The 19690-nt window shown below is 35.3% G+C and carries 18 protein-coding genes; 13 read left to right on the forward strand and 5 right to left on the reverse strand.

What is annotated here, in order from left to right; genetic code table 11:
* The first annotated feature begins 9 nt into the window (after positions 1 to 9).
* Positions 10 to 837 (forward strand): 3D domain-containing protein, encoded by an 828-nt coding sequence (locus tag AC3ANV_RS09775; RefSeq protein WP_488313423.1) that lies wholly within the window; start codon positions 10 to 12, stop codon positions 835 to 837.
* A 67-nt stretch (positions 838 to 904) separates the two neighbouring features.
* Here the strand turns inward: AC3ANV_RS09775 and AC3ANV_RS09780 are convergent, their stop codons facing one another.
* Positions 905 to 2206, reverse strand: a complete 1302-nt coding sequence (locus tag AC3ANV_RS09780; protein WP_488313424.1) for a NarK family nitrate/nitrite MFS transporter — start codon at positions 2204 to 2206, stop codon at positions 905 to 907.
* Between the two features lie 230 nt (positions 2207 to 2436).
* Positions 2437 to 3945 carry a nitrate/nitrite transporter gene (locus tag AC3ANV_RS09785; RefSeq protein WP_488313425.1) on the reverse strand — a complete coding sequence of 503 codons (1509 nt, stop codon included), beginning with the start codon at positions 3943 to 3945 and terminating at the stop codon, positions 2437 to 2439.
* A 302-nt stretch (positions 3946 to 4247) separates the two neighbouring features.
* Here AC3ANV_RS09785 and AC3ANV_RS09790 point away from each other — a divergent pair, with 302 nt between their 5' ends.
* The 3 genes from AC3ANV_RS09790 to AC3ANV_RS09800 all read left to right on the forward strand — a co-directional run bounded on the left by AC3ANV_RS09790 (position 4248) and on the right by AC3ANV_RS09800 (position 7032).
* Positions 4248 to 5528: an ArsB/NhaD family transporter gene (locus tag AC3ANV_RS09790; RefSeq protein WP_488313426.1), complete on the forward strand. Its 1281-nt coding sequence runs from the start codon at positions 4248 to 4250 to the stop codon at positions 5526 to 5528.
* A gap of 84 nt (positions 5529 to 5612) precedes the next feature.
* Positions 5613 to 6773 carry an acyl-CoA dehydrogenase family protein gene (locus tag AC3ANV_RS09795; protein ID WP_488313427.1) on the forward strand — a complete coding sequence of 387 codons (1161 nt, stop codon included), beginning with the start codon at positions 5613 to 5615 and terminating at the stop codon, positions 6771 to 6773.
* A gap of 97 nt (positions 6774 to 6870) precedes the next feature.
* Complete coding sequence (locus AC3ANV_RS09800; RefSeq protein WP_488313428.1) at positions 6871 to 7032, forward strand: hypothetical protein; 162 nt, start codon at positions 6871 to 6873, stop codon at positions 7030 to 7032.
* An 86-nt stretch (positions 7033 to 7118) separates the two neighbouring features.
* On the opposite strand, the gene AC3ANV_RS09805 is transcribed toward AC3ANV_RS09800, so the two are convergent.
* The gene (locus AC3ANV_RS09805) at positions 7119 to 7298 is read right to left on the reverse strand and encodes a small, acid-soluble spore protein, H family (protein WP_488313429.1); all 180 of its coding nucleotides are present in this window, start codon (positions 7296 to 7298) and stop codon (positions 7119 to 7121) included.
* 166 nt (positions 7299 to 7464) lie between these two features.
* Here AC3ANV_RS09805 and AC3ANV_RS09810 point away from each other — a divergent pair, with 166 nt between their 5' ends.
* From AC3ANV_RS09810 to AC3ANV_RS09820, 3 genes are all read left to right on the forward strand, one after another.
* The gene (locus AC3ANV_RS09810; RefSeq protein WP_488313430.1) at positions 7465 to 7743 is read left to right on the forward strand and encodes an autorepressor SdpR family transcription factor; all 279 of its coding nucleotides are present in this window, start codon (positions 7465 to 7467) and stop codon (positions 7741 to 7743) included.
* Complete coding sequence (locus AC3ANV_RS09815) at positions 7733 to 8377, forward strand: SdpI family protein (RefSeq protein WP_488313431.1); 645 nt, start codon at positions 7733 to 7735, stop codon at positions 8375 to 8377. The genes AC3ANV_RS09810 and AC3ANV_RS09815 overlap by 11 nt, the downstream gene beginning before the upstream one ends.
* A gap of 133 nt (positions 8378 to 8510) precedes the next feature.
* A complete protein-coding gene (locus AC3ANV_RS09820; RefSeq protein WP_488313432.1) occupies positions 8511 to 9413 on the forward strand; it encodes a hydrogenase small subunit in 903 nt (300 codons plus the stop codon).
* A 49-nt stretch (positions 9414 to 9462) separates the two neighbouring features.
* On the opposite strand, the gene AC3ANV_RS09825 is transcribed toward AC3ANV_RS09820, so the two are convergent.
* Positions 9463 to 9666 carry a hypothetical protein gene (locus tag AC3ANV_RS09825; RefSeq protein WP_488313433.1) on the reverse strand — a complete coding sequence of 68 codons (204 nt, stop codon included), beginning with the start codon at positions 9664 to 9666 and terminating at the stop codon, positions 9463 to 9465.
* 441 nt (positions 9667 to 10107) lie between these two features.
* Between AC3ANV_RS09825 and ltaS the strand changes: the two genes are divergently transcribed.
* From ltaS to AC3ANV_RS09840, 3 genes are all read left to right on the forward strand, one after another.
* A complete protein-coding gene (ltaS, locus tag AC3ANV_RS09830) occupies positions 10108 to 12057 on the forward strand; it encodes a lipoteichoic acid synthase (protein WP_488313434.1) in 1950 nt (649 codons plus the stop codon).
* Positions 12058 to 12194: 137 nt separating this feature from the next.
* Complete coding sequence (locus AC3ANV_RS09835) at positions 12195 to 13106, forward strand: thermonuclease family protein (RefSeq protein WP_488313435.1); 912 nt, start codon at positions 12195 to 12197, stop codon at positions 13104 to 13106.
* Positions 13107 to 13252: 146 nt separating this feature from the next.
* On the forward strand, positions 13253 to 13774 hold the full coding sequence (locus AC3ANV_RS09840; protein WP_488313436.1) for an HD domain-containing protein: 522 nt from the start codon (positions 13253 to 13255) through the stop codon (positions 13772 to 13774).
* A 79-nt stretch (positions 13775 to 13853) separates the two neighbouring features.
* On the opposite strand, the gene AC3ANV_RS09845 is transcribed toward AC3ANV_RS09840, so the two are convergent.
* Positions 13854 to 14330 carry a hypothetical protein gene (locus AC3ANV_RS09845; protein WP_488313437.1) on the reverse strand — a complete coding sequence of 159 codons (477 nt, stop codon included), beginning with the start codon at positions 14328 to 14330 and terminating at the stop codon, positions 13854 to 13856.
* A gap of 233 nt (positions 14331 to 14563) precedes the next feature.
* Between AC3ANV_RS09845 and AC3ANV_RS09850 the strand changes: the two genes are divergently transcribed.
* The 3 genes from AC3ANV_RS09850 to AC3ANV_RS09860 all read left to right on the forward strand — a co-directional run bounded on the left by AC3ANV_RS09850 (position 14564) and on the right by AC3ANV_RS09860 (position 19663).
* A complete protein-coding gene (locus AC3ANV_RS09850; RefSeq protein WP_488313438.1) occupies positions 14564 to 17977 on the forward strand; it encodes a hypothetical protein in 3414 nt (1137 codons plus the stop codon).
* 286 nt (positions 17978 to 18263) lie between these two features.
* A complete protein-coding gene (locus AC3ANV_RS09855; RefSeq protein WP_488313439.1) occupies positions 18264 to 18395 on the forward strand; it encodes a hypothetical protein in 132 nt (43 codons plus the stop codon).
* Positions 18396 to 18664: 269 nt separating this feature from the next.
* Positions 18665 to 19663 carry an ABC transporter substrate-binding protein gene (locus tag AC3ANV_RS09860; protein ID WP_488313440.1) on the forward strand — a complete coding sequence of 333 codons (999 nt, stop codon included), beginning with the start codon at positions 18665 to 18667 and terminating at the stop codon, positions 19661 to 19663.
* Positions 19664 to 19690: the final 27 nt, after the last annotated feature.

Below are 19690 nucleotides of genomic sequence, written 5' to 3' on the forward strand. Positions count from 1 at the left end.
GGTAAACAAATGATAAATAAGATTAAAACATTCATAGCAGTTGCTGCACTCTCAGGAACTGTAGGTGCTAATGTACAAGCTGCAGACATAACGGTAAAAAAAGGGGACACCCTTTGGGATCTATCACAAGTACATAATACATCTGTAGAAAATATCCAAAAGTGGAATCATCTCTCTACTGATCTTATTCACCCAGGTGATGTATTATCGATTGCAACTGAAAAACATTATTCCGTTAAACAGGATGATACATTATGGGATATTGCCATGGATAATCATATAACTGTTGAACAAATCAAGGAATGGAATAAATTATCTACCGATCTTATCCATCCGGGTTTAAATCTTATCATCTATGATGGTTTAAACACGACCAATAAAGCCGATACAGAAAAACAAGCACAGCAAAGCAAACAAGCAGCATCTGTATCAAGCGTAACTAAAGTTGAACCAACTGCAAAGGCTGAAAACACACCAAAACCGGCAGAGCAAGTAACAAAGGAAAGTGCACCTGCTGTTAAACCAGTGGTAAAACCAACATCAGTAAGTAGGGAAATCACAGTTAAAGCAACAGCGTATACTGCTTCATGCGGCGGATGTTCAGGTATTACGGCAACAGGAATTAATATAAAAGCTAATCCAAATGCTAAGGTCATCTCAGTTGATCCATCTGTTATACCACTCGGCAGTAAAGTTTATGTTGAAGGTTATGGTGAGGCAATCGCGGCAGATACAGGTGGGGCCATTAAAGGAAATAGAATTGATGTTTTTATTCCATCACATCAAGATGCAATTAATTTTGGAACAAAACAATTAAAAGTAAAAATATTAAACTAAGCTGCCGTTACGGCTGCTTTTTGTGTACAAATATAAAAAAGGCCGGTAAATCCGACCTTTTTTCAAATTAACTGACCTGTTTAGCAAGTGTTTTAACCGCTGCACTTTTTCTTTGATAAAAGAACCAGTTTACTGCGAAAGAGATTACATAAAATCCGATAAAGAAGTAGAATGCTGTGACGGGTGTTCCAGTTGCTTTTACAGACCAGCCAAATAGCTTAGGGATAAAGAATGATCCATATGCTGCAAATGCTGCTGAGAATCCAATGACCGGTGCAGCTTCTTTAGGTATGAAGATGTTAGGGATCATCTGGAATGTAGAACCTGACCCAATACCCGATGCAAGGAAAAGAACCAAGAAGGAAGCTAAGAATCCTGCAAATTGTTTTGCATTTAAGAAGTAGATAACACCTACAGCTCCAATCGCCATAATTACTAGTACATAAGCTGTTACTCTAGCACCGCCAAGTTTATCCGAAATCCAACCACCTACAGGTCTAGCTGCTGCAGCAACTAAAGCGCCAAGGAAGGCAAGAGATAAGTGTTCAGGAAATTGAGATTTTAATAAAAGCGGAAATGCCGCAGAATATCCAATGAAAGAACCGAATGTTGCTACATAAAGAATTGTCATAATCCAAGTATGTTTACGTTTAACGATAACAAATTGATTAGTTACTGATTGTTTCGCGTTAGGCACATTATCCATTCCAAAAATCGCTAAAACAGTTATGATGATGATAGGTAACACCCAAACAAATGCTGCATTTTGCAACCATACATGCTGCCCATTTGCTAAAACCTGTTTGCCGCCAACAAAAGCAAATGCTCCGGAAGTTATAACTAAAGGTGTGATAAATTGTACGACCGATACACCCATATTACCTAAACCACCATTAATTCCAAGGGCAGTACCTTTTTCCCTTTTCGGGAAGAAAAAGCTAATATTAGCAGAAGAAGAAGAGAAGTTTCCTCCGCCAAGTCCACAAAGTGCTGCAAGTAAAAGCATAATTGAGAATGGAGTATTAGGATTTTGAACGGCAAATCCGATTCCAATTGCCGGGATTGATAAGATTGCAGTGGAAATTACTGTCCAGTTCTTGCCTCCGATTGAACCTACGGCAAAGGTATATATAAATCGAAGTGTAGCTCCAACAAGACCAGGTATGGCTGCAAGTGTAAATAATTGTTCATCTGTAAAATGAAAGCCAATATCATTTAATCTAACAGCAACTACTGACCAGATTTGCCAAACGATAAAAGCTAACATTAATGATGGAACTGAGATCCACAGATTCCTTTTTGCATGTTTCTTTCCTTCTGTATTCCAGAATTTTTCATCCTCCGGATTCCAATATTTAATTCGTGCCATTTTTATTTCCCCCTATATTAATTTTTAAAGTTAAGGTTTGAATGTGTTGTTTATGTTGCTACTATAAACCACATATAGTGTGTTTTTTTGTGACGTACGTCACAAAAATGGTGAACGAACTGTGAACTCATTTTATTTGACAAAAAGTTGTAATAATTAGCATCTAAGTTAATTTGAGTGAAAAATAGAAAGAGGATGACCCTTTTTTGAGTCATCCTCTTTCCATCTTTTTATCGTTTATCTCGCATAAAGTTGTTTTCTTCATTAAACATACCGACGAAATTTTTGGTTTCTCCTGCTTCATCTTTGATTGCTGTGATCGTTAACCATTCTTTATAAATTTCATTGTTTTTCCTTTTGTTCCAAATGAACCCTTCCCAAAAGCCAGTAGTTTTCAAATGATACCACATTTTCTTGTAAAATTCGATATCGTGTTCTCCTGATTGCAGAACACTCGGAGTTTTTCCTACTACCTCATCTTGCTTATACCCTGTAATTCTTGTAAATGCAGGGTTAACTCTTTGGATAATTCCGTTAATATCCGTGACAACGATACCATCTACAGCTGTGTCAACGATTTTTGTAGAAATATCCAATTTATCCTGATAATAGAGCCAAAAAACCAAAATAAAGCTTGATAAAGAAAACTCGGACAGTGACATAAATCCAATTGCATAATGCCCCGTAAAATTAAATAGTATCGTTAAAATTAATGGCGGGAAAAATCCTCCAAGTCCTCCCATAGCGGCCACAATCCCATTTACAATCCCTGCTTGTTTTGAAAAATATAATGGAACAAGTTTGAATATAGCACCATTCCCAATACCGGCACAGAAAGCCACTAATAAACATCCAAAAGAATATAGGGGCAGCGACGGAGTAAACGATAAAAGAAACCCGGCAAAGGTGAGCCCGAAGAACACAGTCATTAAAATAAGAAATGGGTTAATTTTATCCCCCAGCCAACCTCCAATTGGTCTGAAAAGTGTTGACAAAGCAATAAAGCCTGCCGTCCTAAGGCCTGCATCTACTTTATCTAAGCTAAAATGATTCACCAAAAAGGAAGGTAAATAAATCGTAAACGCTACAAACGAACCGAACGTGATAAAATAAAACAAACTTAAAAGCCATAGTTTTGGATTACGATAAACTTCTTTAATTTGCTCGGATAAGGAGTTGTTTACCTTCTGTTCCGTCCTGTCGCCTAAGAGAAAGTTAAGAATGGCGAAAATCAATACGACAATTAGGAATAGTTTTATGGTCCCCCTCCATCCCATAAGATTTGCCAAAACAGGAGCCGAAAAGGAGGTAAGGGCTGTTCCTATATTACCGGCTCCGTAAATTCCATTAATAAATCCGTGTTTTGCTTTTACATAATATTTTGGCAGTGAGGTAACACCAATCGAAAAAACAGCCCCGCCAATTCCAAGTAAAAATCCGCCTAAAATTAACATCAAAATCGAATTGGCGAAGCTAATAATGGTAATTGGAAGAAGCAATATGATAAAACTAATAGTAAATAAAATTCTTGCTCCATATCGATTGGTCCAATAACCGATAGGTACCCTTAACAGAGATCCCAAAATAACAGGTACGGCTGTGGCCCAAGCAATTTGCGTTGACGATAGTTTAATATCCGCTTGGATGAAAAGCATGAGTGAAGAAATGAGTACCCAGACCATAAAACCGGCGATGAGGCTCGCTGTTTGAACAAATAATTGTTTTGTTCCTTGATTCATTTATATCCCCCTTACAATCCTATACGTTCGTAGTATCCCCAAAATCAATTTTAAGCAAACTTTTTAAGTAATTTGAACTCTTGCAATGGAAATATTTTCTTTAAATTATTATAAAACAATTTTTTATAATAAACAGTGAGGTATGACACAAATCTATCATAATTTAACTATTTTTCTTGATTCACTCTTTATATTTTTGAAATAATAGATTTACATCATTGTGGAGCTTTATCAATTACATATTTTGGTGGATAATTATTACCTATCCAAGAACAAGCTACTAGCTTTAAGGAGTTTAAAGAATGGGATCACATGAATTAATTGCTCTGGTTATTTTTTTAATTGCATATGCTTTGATAATTTCGGAACAACTTCACCGCACTACCATCGCTATGCTCGGCGGGTTGATAATGGTCGCTTTTGGTGTGCTTGACCAAAAAGCTGCCATTCATTACATCGATTTCAACACCATTGGTCTGCTGGTAGGAATGATGATTATTGTGGGGATTACCGCACAAACAGGTGTTTTTGAATATTTAGCTATTCGGTTGGCACAAATAGTCAAGGGGGAACCAGTTAAAGTTCTCATCGTATTAAGTTTCTTTACAGCAATTTCATCAGCTTTTTTAGATAATGTAACAACTGTGCTGCTTGTTGTTCCTGTCACTTTAAGCATCACTCATCAATTAAAGGTGCCGCCGGTACCATTTTTGATGTCTGAAATTTTTGCTTCTAATATTGGAGGGACAGCTACCATGATTGGCGATCCCCCTAACCTAATGATCGGAAGTGCTGTTAAAGAATTAACCTTCCTTGACTTTATCGATAATCTTGCCTTGATAAATTTCATTATTTTAGCCGTTATACTATTTCTATTTACCGTAATTTATAAAAAACAATTAAAGTCAACAGCAGAATTAAAGCACCGGCTTTTAAAAAAAAATGCCGGTGATGAGCTTAACAATTATGACCTATTGTCAAAATGTTTGTTTATAATTGTGCTTACGTTGGGTGGATTTTCCGCACATCATTTTTTACATATTGAAACAGCAACTATGGCTCTAATCGGTGCTTTTCTACTATTACTTCTGACTGGTGACAAATACTTAGTTACCGTATTGGAAAAAGTTGAATGGACAACCCTTTTCTTTTTCATTGGATTATTTGTTATTGTCGGCGGTTTAGTTGAAACGGGATTAATCTCCATGTTAGCAAAAAAAGCAATTGCCTGGACGGGAGGAGAAATAAAATCTACAACTATCCTCGTTTTATGGATGAGTGCATTTGTTTCAGCATTTGTTGATAATATTCCATTTGTAGCTACTATGATTCCAATGATTAAAGAAATGGGGAAATTAGGAATTGTGAATTTGGATTCTCTCTGGTGGAGCCTTTCTCTTGGTGCTTGTTTGGGTGGAAATGGTACATTAATTGGAGCCAGTGCAAATTTGGTCGTAGCTGGCCTTGCATCAAAGAAAGGGTACCATATTTCGTTTGTGAAATATCTTAAAATAGGATTTCCGTTAATGCTTTTATCCATATTGATATCGATGATTTATATCTATTTCAGATACTTGATGTAGTAGAATAAAATCCGGAAAGAAACTGTTGCAATTATAAAGAAATAGAAAAAATATAAATGAAAAAGGATTGGGGGAGAGTTATTGATGGATTTCCAAAGGTGTAAAACATTGGAGGATAGACTCGATTTGATGGAGGATCTATCTAAACAGTTTTTATCACGTGCCCACAAGATTGATATTGAGGGAAGCTTTCCATTTGAAAATATCCAAGATCTTAAGGACACGGGCTATACAGGCCTAACCGTACCAAAAAAATACGGGGGGATCGGTATCTCCCTTTATGAATTGGTGCGTCTTCAAGAAAAAATAGCAGAAGGGGATGGAGCGACTGCCCTTTCTATCGGTTGGCATATGGGAATCATGATGAATCTGGGAGAAAAAGAGAATTGGAATGAATCAGTTTTCAAAAAACTTTGTGAAGAAGTAATCAGCGGTTCATTAATAAATAGTGCTGCCACTGAGCCTAAAACGGGAAGCCCCACACGTGGGGGCATGCCCGAAACAACAGCAGAAAAAAAAGGTGCTGTATGGGTGATAAATGGCCGAAAAACGTTTACAACAATGTCTCCTGTTCTTGATTTTTTTATTATTAGTGCATCGATTAAAGGGGATAACCGTCAAGTAGGGAACTTCCTCATTCCCCGTGCTGCTAAAGGCTTAGAAATAGAAGAAACATGGGATAGTATTGCTTTAAGAGGAACCGGCAGTCATGATTTGATTTTAAAAAATGTGGTGGTGTCGGAAGAAAACTTTGTGGAAAAGCTAGGTCAGGAGAAAAAAAGTGTGAATGGGTGGCTCCTTCACATACCAGCCTGTTATCTTGGCATTGCGAAGGCAGCGAAAAAATATGCTATCTGTTTTGCCCGTGAATATTCCCCGAATAGTATTGACGGGGCGATTATTGATTTACCAAATGTAAAACAAAAAATAGGTGAAATGGAATTGAAGCTAATGCAGGCCGAATACTTTTTATATGGAGTTGCTAAGCAGTGGGATATATCAGATGCTAAAAAAAGAGAAAAAATGGGCCCTGTATTGGGAGCTGCTAAATTAACCGTTACCAACATCGCAATCGATGTTGTCGATCTTGCAATGAGAATCGTGGGGGCACGGAGTCTTTCCTTGAAAAACCCATTGCAACGATACTATCGCGATGTAAGAGCCGGGCTTCATAATCCGCCAATGGACGACATGACAATTCTGTTACTGGCAAACCATGTTATATTCGATACTCAAAAAAATTAATATCTAAAAATAAAACCAGCTTTGATCAGCTGGTTTTTATATTTTTTTGATTAAAATTAATTCAGTTTACACAACTTAAAAGAAAGGAGTGAGGAATATGCCTAGAGGAAAAGAATTAGAACAGCTGCCGATGGCTAATATTGCACCCGGAGCAGGGAAAGATGCCAGTGAGACGAACAGAGAAGTACTCGGGAGCATTGTACAACAAGAACAGCCTAAGCCGGCAGATATCGAAAAAGAAAATGAGGATATGGTTTAAAGCAGGATTTGCTCCTGCTTTTTTTATTGTTGCAATAATAATCAAGAAAAAACCACCGTTTCAAAAGAAATGGTGGAAAGAAGTACTTATTCTTCAACGAGTTCTCCAATTTCAACTATCGTTCTTTCTTCAAGTGGACCGCGTAAATGGACGGTTGCTGTTCTTCCATCCTCATTAAGTTGGTCAATCCAAACGGACGAACCATTGTATTTGACTTCAATATCTGCTGAAGAAGACAAAATTTGTTTTACTCTGTTTACATTCATTATAATCACTCCCAAATAAATTGTCGTTTTATTCTTTACGATTTCATGGAATTTCATAAGTGAAATAGTAAATTTTCCAACTTTTTTAAAAAAGGGCTTTGAAAAGGTTATTTATGGTGTTATTATATATTTAGATAATTAACTAAATAACGAAGAAGGGGATGGAATGAACGAAGTTTTCAAGGCATTATCCGATTCAACTAGGAGAAAAATTCTCGATTTATTAAGAGATGTTGATTTAACTGCAGGGGAGATCTCGGATAATTTTGAGATGAGTAAGCCTTCAATCAGCAATCATTTAAAAATTCTTAAATCTGCGGGTTTAATTACTGATGAAAAAAAGGGACAATTTATTTACTATTCATTAAACTCTACTGTTTTGCAGGATGTTATTAAATGGTTATTAGATAAAAGGGATAAAGGGGAAGACTCGCTTGAAGAATAAATTCTTTTATGTTACTTTAGCCATTTCTATAATTGCTTTAATTATAAATATTATTGCCTATCCGCATTTACCTGAAAAGGTGCCGGTACATTGGGGACTAAATGGTGGGGTTAATCGTTATGGTTCAAAGATTGAAATGGTATTGATGGGTGCTCTGCCGTTAATTATTATTCTTTTACGGCAAATTACTCCATTAATCGATCCAAAAAGAGAATCTTATAAAATTCATTCAACTGCTTATTCAAACATTACCTTAATTATCATTACCTTCTTAGCCAGTTTAAACCTTATCGCCCTATTTAGTGCACTGGGTTATAACATTTCCTTCACAAAAGTACTGCCCGTGCTGCTAGGCTTATTGTTTATCGGTATGGGGAATTATATGATCCAGCTTAGACCAAATTATTTTATTGGTTTTCGCAATCCTTGGACCCTTGCTTCTGAACAAGTTTGGAGAAAAACCCATCGATTTGGAGGATTTGTTACTGTAATTATTGGGTTGGTACCGCTTTCTTCTATTGTAATAGGAACATTGGGTATGAAACTATTTTGGTCGGCTTTAGTCATTGGCATTGTTGTTATCTATTCTTATTCATATTTGACCTTTAAAAAAATTTATCGTAAACAAATTTAGACTGTGTGGAAAACTTTTCCTCCCTTTTTCAGTTAAAACTGCTCATTTTTTCACAAAAGACAAAAAAGAGTCATATTCAGCACACCTCTAGTAAGTATTAACTTATTAAAATGGAGTTACAGAGGTGATAACCATGAGTATTCATGAATTAAAAAGTCCGATCTATTCTGAAATAACCCAAAGACTTTGGACAGAGAGATTTGGTTTTGAAAGGGAAGATATTGAGAGCGCATACGATAAGAAACGAATTCCTCTATTATGGATTAGTGCTCAGGATTGCACAGGGTGCAAAGAGTCATTTATTAGAAGTGCATTTCCAGGGACGGAGGAGTTATTTTTAAATTGGATCAGCTTGGAATATAGTGAACTTTTGTCTTTTTCATCAGGAGATGAAATTGAATCCCATCGCAATCAAATTATGGATGTATGTAATGGGAAATATATTCTTGTTATTGAAGGCAGTATCCCTGAAAAGGATGAATACCTGACTGTTGGCGGTAGATCTGTTCGTGAGGAAATAATCCATGCTGCCAATGGGGCAAAAGCAATCTTTGCTTTTGGCAGTTGTTCATCATGGGGAGGAATTGGGGCTGCAAATCCAAACCCAACCGATGCATCTCCACTTGCTGATATTCTCCCTGATAATAAGGTAGTTATTGTACCTGGTTGTCCGCCTATATCCGAGGTAATGATTGGTTCCTTATTACATTTATACATACATGATGAGTTACCGGAGCTTGATAAGAGAGAAAGGCCAAAGAAATTTTATGAATGCACCGTTCACCAAAACTGCCATCGAAAACCATTTTTTGATCAAGGACTCTTCGCAGAATCATATGATGATGAAGGTGGGTTAAAAGGATATTGTCTGTTTAAGTTAGGCTGCAGGGGTCCATCAACGTTTAATGCATGTGAAAGCTTATCATGGAATGAGGGTGTTTGTTCACCTATTGGTGCAGGATCCTCCTGTATCGGTTGCTCAGAAAAGAATTTTTGGGATCGTGGTCCTTTATGCTATCGAAAAACAAAGGCATAATCTAAATAAAAATCAGGAAGGAATAAATAGGTAATCCTTCCTGATTTTTTTATTGAAATTTATTAAGGTCATCATATGGATATCCAATGCGAATTCCATTAATAGTTCCAGGCTCATCAATTTCTTCAAGTGAATTTAGATAGTTCTTTAATTCAATCTGAAGGGCTTCAGGAGCTCCTGGCTTTAGGTGCCAATTCCCTGGCTCATCAACAAAATAAGGACTTTTAGTAAAATCAGGTCTAATTCTCGGCATTTAAATCCCCTCGTTTCAAATCCTTTTCTAGTATGCTTCGTTTTCCGCCTCACTAATATACAAAAAAAACTTCAATAATTACTTCTAAAAAATGAGCTTGTTTTATATTCTGTAAAAGATAAGTCTAAAATCATATTGCACACCCAAAATTTCAGGTTTATGATAACTAAGAACTGAAATCGTTCGATTACCATTTAATGGGATTGTTTTTTTACAAATGAGGTTGTCTATAAAATGAGAAAAATATGAAACTAAATTAAATCTATTTCGTCTTATATTATTGAAGTTTGTTGAATGAAAAAAATAGAAATAACGACGAAATATTTAGTGTTAATGAAAGCATAAAATGGCATAATTTATGTTTTTATTTTTAAAAAAAATATGATATAGTAATTGAGGTTCGTTTACCGAAGGTTAGTGGTAAGTGAGAGGAGAATTAAAATGAAAAAAATAAAACTGCCAACAAATCTTAAAAATAATTATATTACTTTCTTTGCCATTGCTGTTGTTTTATTTTGGATCAAAACATATGTGGCATACCAACTTGAATTTAAACTTGGAATAGATAATAATCTACAGAAATTTTTATTAATGATTAACCCATTAAGTTCGGCACTTTTCTTTTTTGGGATATCATTGCTTTTCAAAAAACATACAAAACTCGTAATGATTATTACCAATTTCCTATTATCGTTCCTTTTATACGCCAATATTGCGTACTATCGATTTTTTAATGATTTTATCACCATCCCTGTTTTAATGCAGACAAAGACAAATGCAGGTCAATTAGGGGACAGTGCTACATCATTAATGTCAGGCTTTGATATTTTTTATTTTGCTGATACGATTGCATTAATCATTCTTGCCTTAACCGTATTTAAAAAAGTTACTGTCACAAATAGAAAATCTTTTAAAATTGTTCTTCTATTTTCAATCACAGTTTTTCTTTTTAACCTTGGATTAGCTGAAAAAGATCGCCCACAGCTGTTATCACGCTCATTTGATCGTAATTATTTGGTTAAATATTTAGGTGCATACAACTTTACAATTTACGACATCATTCAAAATATCCAATCATCCAGTCAACGTGCCTTTGCTGATGGCAGCGATATTACGGATGTGGAAAACTATCGGAAAGCAAACTATGCACAGCCAAATCCTGCTTATTTCGGTAAAGCAAAAGGGATGAACGTTATTTATGTTTCATTAGAATCATTCCAAAACTTTATGATTGATTATAAAATGCCGAATGGTCAGCCTGTAACACCATTCTTGAATTCATTAGCACATGATGGCAATACTTTCTATTTCGATAACTTTTACCATCAAACCGGACAGGGTAAAACATCAGATGCCGAATTCTTAATGGAAAACTCTTTATATCCAATGTCTCAAGGCGCTGTTTTTATTAATAAAGCACAGAACACTTTCCAGGCAGCCCCGGCAATATTAAAGGGATATGGTTATAATTCTGCCGTATTCCACGGTAATTATAAGACTTTCTGGAATCGGAACGTAATGTATAAAGCTTTAGGATATGATCAGTTTTTTGATGCCGAGTATTATAGTATGACACCTGAAAACAAGAAAAACTATGGTATGAAGGATAAACCTTACTTTAAAGAGTCAATGCCGATGCTTGAAAGCTTAAAGCAGCCTTTCTATACAAAGTTTATTACATTATCAAACCATTTCCCATTTGAAATGGATCCTCAGGACACAACGTTCCCTGCAGGAGATTTCGGTGATACTGTTGTAAACCAATATTTTCAATCTGCAAACTATATGGACCAAGCGCTTGAACAATTTTTTAATGATTTAAAAGCTGATGGCCTTTATGATAAATCTGTCATTGTTCTTTATGGTGACCATTACGGTCTATCCGAAAACCATAATGACGCTATGGCCAAAGTTCTTGGAGTCGATAAAATTACACCGGCACTTAACGCAAAATTGCAAGAAGTACCACTGTTTATTCATGTTCCAGGGGTGAAAGGCGGAGTTCAACATCAATACGGCGGTGAAGTGGACGTTCGCCCAACACTGCTTCATTTAATGGGAATTGATACAAAAGATTACATGGAATTTGGCTCAGATTTATTATCTAAAAATCATCGTGATTGGGTAGCATTTAGAAATGGGGATTTTGTATCGTCTCAAACAATTCAAGTTAGTGATAAATGCTACAATACTGTTACAGGTGAATTAATGCCAAATGCTAATGCTTGTAAAGTTACGAGTGATAAAGTGAAAACTGAACTGCAAATGTCTGATGAAGTCGTGTATAAAGATCTCTTGCGTTTTTATAAACCTCAGGGATATAAAGCGATTAATCCGAATGACTATGAATATTTGGGCCCTAAAGGTAACAAAGGGACAAAAACACCTTAACCTTTTGTAAAGAGGGAAGATTAATTTCTTCTCTCTTTTTATTTTCTCTTTCAATGGAATATTGGTAATTATTTAGACAACATTTTTGTTAAAATAGTATTATTCATATAATATTTTTGGAAAAAGGAGTCATATATATGGAAAATAGAATCCTAAATACTTTGCTGTCATTATTGATCATGACCTCTATTGCTATTTCAGGCTGCTCTGGCAGTGTTGGGGGAAATTCAAGCAAAACTGCAGTTGAAAATAAATCCGAACAAAAAGTAAATGAAACCGTCGATTCTTCAGCTATTTCCAGTTCTACAGACTCGTCATTATCCCAAAATAGTGTGAATGATAATAAGAATTTGCTTCCCGCGACCATTACGAAAAATATTGATGGCGATACACTAGATATTAATTTAAATGGAAAAGAAGAGAAGGTAAGAATGCTCTGTGTCGACACACCGGAAACACATCATCCGCGATTAGGAGTCCAGCCATTCGGCCCTGAGGCAGCAGAATACACGAAAAAAATACTCCCGGTAGGAACAAAGGTGGAAATTGAAACGGGCATTGGAGGAGGACGTGATAAATATGGCCGTCTTCTTGCTTATATATATGTAGGTGGAAAAATGTTTAATGAAATGTTACTGGAAAAAGGGTTAGCCCGGGTAGCATATATCTATGCTCCTAATACAAAATATGTAGATGAATTTTATGCTATCCAAAAGATAGCACAGAAAAAAGGCATAGGGATCTGGTCAATTGAAAACTATGCTAAAGAGGATGGATATCATCCGGAAGCAAACAAGGAAAAGAGTTTATCATCGGGCACTACTTCAAAAACCTCAACAGGTTCATCTTCAGATAACAATTTTCAAAATAACTCAAGTAATGATCGAGAAGCAAATGTAAGCTGTAAAGGAAAAATTAAGGGCAATGCCAATTCACAAATATACCATGTTCCAGGCGGAGCATATTATGATTCAGTAAAGGACAATATAGTCTGGTTTTGTACAGAAAAAGAAGCGCTAGATGCAGGTTATCGAGGGTCAAAAAAATAATATGGATTAGACTATAAAAAAGACAGTGGATTTTTTTGATGAATTCTGCTGTTTTTTTATTATTTTCAGACAATAAAATAATAGCATTGGAATGATAGATATCATATAATATATGAAAAAATTCAGCATGAGTGGGGAGAGATTAAATGAGAGATGTCAAATTATTAAATATATTCGAACATCGTATTGCGCAAAAATATTTGAATCGCTCCGGACTAGCCCATGCCATTGCGGTTGCCTATCATGCCTACCATTTAGGTAAAGAACATCATTTGGATGTAGACATTGCAGCGAAAGCGGGACTCCTTCATGATATGGGTCATTATACTTGGTATAAAAATGGGAAATGGGATTATGAATTGTACAAGCAAAATGACATTCACGCAATTAAAGGGGCGGAAAGGGCTCATAAATTATTAATTCGGCTGGGAGAAAATCCGATAAAGGCGAAGACAATTGCCCTTGCTATTTTATTCCATACGGATTCATTTTTACCTTCTAATGATATTGTCAGGACCCCCTTACAGCAAATTGTAAAATGGGCAGATGAAAAGGACGAAGAAGAGGGTGGAATGCATCATTATCGGACGATTGAATATTCACGGGCAAGAAAGAGCATAATTCGTTTAGATCAATGGATTGATCAGGAATATGAAAGCAAGGAATAAGAAGGATGTATAAAAAGCTGTGTCCAATATCATTGACACAGCTTTTGTTTTAGAATAAAAAGAATTAATACTTGGATAACTATTCCCGATGAAAACCTTCTTCTTTTAAAAATTCTATTGCTTCTTCATGCGTATCAAAGCTCTCATCTAAGTTAAGTCCAAAATAAATATTCCAGGTATCATTTTCATTAATTAAAATAAGAAGATTGTTTTCTCCATCAACCCAGCGCTCTTCGGATAAATCTCCAATTATTGTTTCCTCTTCAACAGTTTTATCTATAGGGGATAGTGACCGAATTGTCTTCTTTAGCAGTAAACGCAATTCATCTGCAGAAAAATCACGAATATTAACCATCCCTTTTTCATCTTTTTTATAATTTGGCAATTCACCTGCAAAGACAAAACCATTCCCATTTGGATGCAAATGATAAACAATATTTTTTTTGTCCGAAATGCTTTCAGGAAAATGAAAATTAATACGTCCCAGTGAAACATTTTTTCGCTCTAGTTCCGGAAAAGATTCAATTATAGCAAGTTTTTCGTCAAATGTTAGCATGGTTGCCTCCAACTTTTCTGTAATGATTTAATAATACAGATAATTATCGCAATGATACAACCTTTTTAAGAAAAAATGGACCAAAAAAATTGCAATTAAATAATTATGGAAATTTTTATAAAAATAGTGTAAAATTACACTATAAAGGAAAAATGGGGTAAATGAATATTAGTAAAATATAGAGCGTAAAGAATGAAAACAACCTTTTTAGTTGTAAGGGAAGGGGCGATTTGATGGAGCCGAATTTGAGGGAAGAGAGACGGAAAATCTTTAGGCAAGAGCTTTTTAGTTTAAAGGAAGGAGGGTATTTATCAGATGCTATTGCAGAAACTGTAGCACATTCACATCATGCGTACCTTCTCGATTTAGTAAATGATGAAATAAGCCGGGATTCCCAGCCATCGGAAACGAAAATGAGGGTTAACAAAAAGGTTAACCCAAAGCCTCAAAAAGTCAAAAAGGCTCTTTCTCAGGAGGAATTGCGAGAAAGGAATATTACATGGTCATTGAATATTGGTGTTATATTTTTATTAATTGGCGGCTTATTTGTAGCGACCAGCAATTGGGAATCAATGACAAGCTTCATGAAAAGTGCATCAATCGCTATCGTATCCTTATTGTTTTACGGAATGGCTTTATTAACGAAAAAAGTATTGCATATTGAAAAGACTGCATTTGCCTTTTTCGTCCTTGGAAGTTTATTTTTACCGATTTTTATCCTTTCGCTTGGATGGTTCGGACTGCTTGGAACGTATTTATCCATATTTGGTGATGGACGATATCTCCTAGGAATGCTGGGCAGTTTGTTACCGGTAATCGTTTATATTTCGTTTGCCAAGTATTTGCACTCGCGATTATTTGTTTGGTTCAGCTATATTGCTGTAACTGCCGGGACTGCATTTTTCTTAGCCAGCCTAAATCTAAAGATAGATTTTTTTTATTTGGGACTTATGGTATTCAATACCTTTTTAATATTTGTTTACCACCAAATGAAAAGTAATGAGAAACTTAAATTATTTACCAAAGAGTTTGTCCCATTTGTCCAAGTCAATCTAGTCCTATGTACTTTATTTATGCTATTTCTTTATGATAATAAACTCCTTTATAGTTTCAATTTGCTCTTAACTGCAATAATCTATTTGTCGATGATCTATGTTAGCGGGAAGAAAGAATATCATTTTGTATTTAGTACAATGCTGATATATGGTGTCTATCAGTTAATTGAACACTCAATTCTAAACTCTTTTGGAGCTATTGTTTACGCATTAGTCGGGTTTGGAATCGTATTTGTCCCAAAAGCAATTACGGGAAACTTATCGCTCGATAAGGTTTTCAAATACACAAGCGCCGTTATATCCGGCTCGGCATTTTTCTATATTAGTCTTGAGGGGTTATTGCTTCGTGCCGGTCAACCGTCAGTTGTATTAATGATCGCCTATTTCATCATTGCTGCAAATTTTACTTATTTGTCAAATTACACTTTAAACCGGTTATTTCCGTATTTAGGTTCTGTTTTTACAGCATCCGGTCTATATGAATTAGTTTCATCAATTGTATCACCACTTGATGGGCTTCAAATTTCTTTTAGTTGGTTTATTTCCGGGTACATCCTGTATATTGTGTTTGGAATTGGTTGCCTTTCAAAGCATATACGAAGCATACAGACCGGCTCAAAGGATGTCGGTATAGCTATAATGATGCTTGAAATCTTGAGAGCTATAAATTTATCATTCTGGCGGGAAGCGGGAGTTATGCTCTTACTCCTTGTTACCATAGCTTTAATGGTCCATAAAAAAGAAAAAAGAGTTATTTATAAAAAAGTAGCATTGTGGGTTTTTCCTGTTTCACTTGGGCTTTCTTTTGTTGCGTTTGGTGAGGCAATCATTTCAAGCAATCGGTTTTATCAAACCGAATTTAGCTATGCGTGTAATTTTGCAGCAGGTTCAATCGCTGTATTACTATCAAGCTTAATATGGAGAAAAATGAAAGAACTTGACCTTGAAAGGACTTCTTCCTATACGGCTCAAGCCCTTTATTCATTCAGTATTTTTAGTTCAATAATCGGTCCGATTAATCAATTATGGGTTATGCCAATTGTTTTACTATTTGGTATCTGCCTGTACTACTACTTTTATAAAAGGTTTGGATTAAAATGGATTCCATATTTTATTAGTATTACTACATTATTTTCTTATTTTTCAATTGTCCACTCATTTTCAATGGTATTCCCATTCAACCATTCAGTTAATTCACTGATTTTCTCGACAAGTGCAGTCCTATTAATCATCTTGGCTTATGGCTGTAGAAAAAAGGATCCATTATTGTCAAAGGCTTTTGCATGGGTTGGCCATGGTATTTACCCTTTTGCCCTGGCGTTTACCTGGTTTGAATATAACACCGTTTCAGATTTAAGCTTTTTTCTTTCAATAATCACATATGCACTTAGTACAAGAATCGTTATTACAGAATGGAAAATAAAAGCTTTTCTATATGGTTGTTTTACATCGGTATTATTTTTTGTTTCAACCGGATTAAATTACCTTGTCGTTCAGTATTTTGGTCATTACGAATTCCCGATCACAAGTGCGCTAATTTTGCTTTTTGGGCTTTTTGCAAATCAAACATTCAAAAAACGAACATCATTTTATGCAGTCCCATTTTCGATTATTGGAATTGGAACTATGCTCTTCACTTACCCCTTTGAATTTATGTCTTATGGTGTCACTATTGTCTATGCAGCTGTGATTTTGTTCTATTTGCATAAACTAAAATGGGATATAATTGGAATAATCCCCCTGTTTTTTGCTTTTCTTGCAATGGTTCAATTTTCATTTTTTGGAAACAAAAGTGGATTTGAAAAATTGCTTCTTTCCGGTGGAATCGGTATTTCAATGATCCTCATAGGTCAATTAGTTTATAAAAAATTATTTAATAATGGACGCAGCTTTAAGGATTTCAAGTTGGACGGGTTTACATTTATTGCATTTTTATATTTTTTGTTTATGTATTATTTTGATGGTACATCCATTTTGTCACATGCTCTCCCCGGTATCATGATTGCCGCTTCCATTTGGTTGCAAAGAAAAAGAGTACCATCAAACTATTCCGTTCTATTTCAACTTCTTAGTGCGGCTTATTTATTACAACCATATTATTCTATTATTAGTGAATTCCAGGTGCCTCATTTATGGAAAGGTGAATTGCTTGCACTTCCATGGGTTCTTCTAATGATTTTCATACGCCTTTTATTACAGGAGCGCTTCTCAATAATTACCAAGCCGCTTGAATGGGGGATATTGATTATTGTTTCTCTTTTTTTAATTCATGATGGATTGACGAACTCTTCTGTTTATGAGGGGATTATTTTAGGCTCACTGTCCCTGTTATCGATGCTGTCAGGAATGTATTGGCAAATAAAATCCTACTTCTTTACAGGTTCAGGTGTATTACTTTTAAATCTATTTTTACAAACGAGACCTTACTGGGGGCATATGCCTTGGTGGGGATATTTACTAGTCGCCGGATTTATTTTGATTATTGTTGCAAGTTCAAATGAATGGCATAAACAAAAAACCTTAAAAGGCGAATCGACATTTATTACTGTTTTAAAGACCAAAGTTGTAAATAAAATTAAGAAATGGAATTAAAACAAAAAAATCCAGTCTAATTTAGACTGGATGTCGAAAAGGGGGTTTGTGTGATTGTCCTTAACAATTAATATCTTACTGGATAAAAATGAATAAACTATGAACAAAGGTTGAAAAGATTATTAATTAGATGTACTAGAGGATTTGATTGCAAAGAATAAATCTATTGTTTAGCAGGCATTATAGTAAAAAAATTGGATTTTTTTTGAATAAGACCCCCATATTTGCCCTCCAAGTGACGAATCTTTTGGTAAAGTAATTTCTTATTTTACTTTGGAGGTTAGATATGGGAATCGTTATAATTGATATTGACAAATTACTAGAATCAACATCAGATCTGACATCTGAGAAAAGCAACTTAAAAGTGTTTCCGGTCGAAATTGACCAATTACTTGAGAGTACGAGTGATTGGACTTAAAATTTGTTGCCCCACTTATACCTAAAATACATTTTGGTTAAGTCTTCTTCATGGTGAGAAGGCTTTTTTCTATTTTAAAGAAAAAATGGTTATAAATCGAATGGGAAATTCTTTTAGAATAATCTCAAATTAGAATGATATGCTTTAAAGCGCAAAAATATTTTTAGAATAACTATTGATTGTAGAGCAAAAAGATACTAGAATAATTTTTAAATATATAAAATTTTTGGAATAATTTTTAAAAACTATTTCAAGGGGGATTTTAGTTAATGAAAAAGAATGTCAAATCGCTTTCCTTTGTGTTAGCGGGAATGTTGATGCTTGCCGGGTGTGCAAGCAAAGAAACAGCAGGAAGTACGAAAAAAGATGGTGCTGAAAATGAATATAAAATTGGGATTACTCAATTTGCCGTTCATCCATCATTAGATGCAGCTACAAAAGGATTTAAACAAGCCTTAAAGGACAAAGGCATTAAGGTCAAGTATGATGAACAAAATGCACAGGCTGATATGAATAATACACAAACAATCGCTAAGAATTTTGTTGGGGACAAAGTTGACTTAATTTTTGCTAATGCTACTCCAAGTGCAACGGCAGCATTAAAAGCAACAAAGGAAATTCCAATTGTATTTACATCAGTGACAGACCCTGTTGGGTCAGGGTTAGTAAAAGCATTTGATAAGCCTGGGAAAAATATAACGGGTACCACAGACAACCACCCTGATGCAACGAAAAAGACGATTAGCTTTATTACTGACGAAGTAAAAGCGAAGAAAATTGGGGTAATTTATAATTCAGGTGAACAAAATTCGGTAGTGCAGGTGAAAACGGTAAAACAATTAGCGGAAGAGAAGGGGGCTAAACTCGTAGAGGTTTCGGTCTCATCTTCTGCAGAAGTAAAGCAGGCAGCAGAGTCATTAGTAGGCCGTGTTGACGCAGTTTACATTCCGACGGACAATACAGTGGTTTCAGCTTTAGAGTCTGTCATTTCAGTTGCCAATAGCAAGAAAATTCCGCTTTTCGTTGGCGAACTTGATTCCATGAAAAGAGGAGCAGTTGCCGCAAGTGGTTTCAACTATTTTGATATCGGTTACCAATCAGGTTTAATGGCAGCTGACATTTTAACAGGTAAGAAAAAGCCTTCAGAAATACCTGTTGAACTTCCGAAAACCTTAAAGCTTGTTATTAACAAGAAAGCAGCTGAGGCTCAAGGGTTAAAGGTAAATGATGATTGGAAAAAGCTTGGCGAGTTCTATGAAGGAAATTAATTGAAATTAAATTTAAACTTACAAGGC

It is taken from the genome of Neobacillus sp. DFD-2R (genome assembly GCF_057747865.1).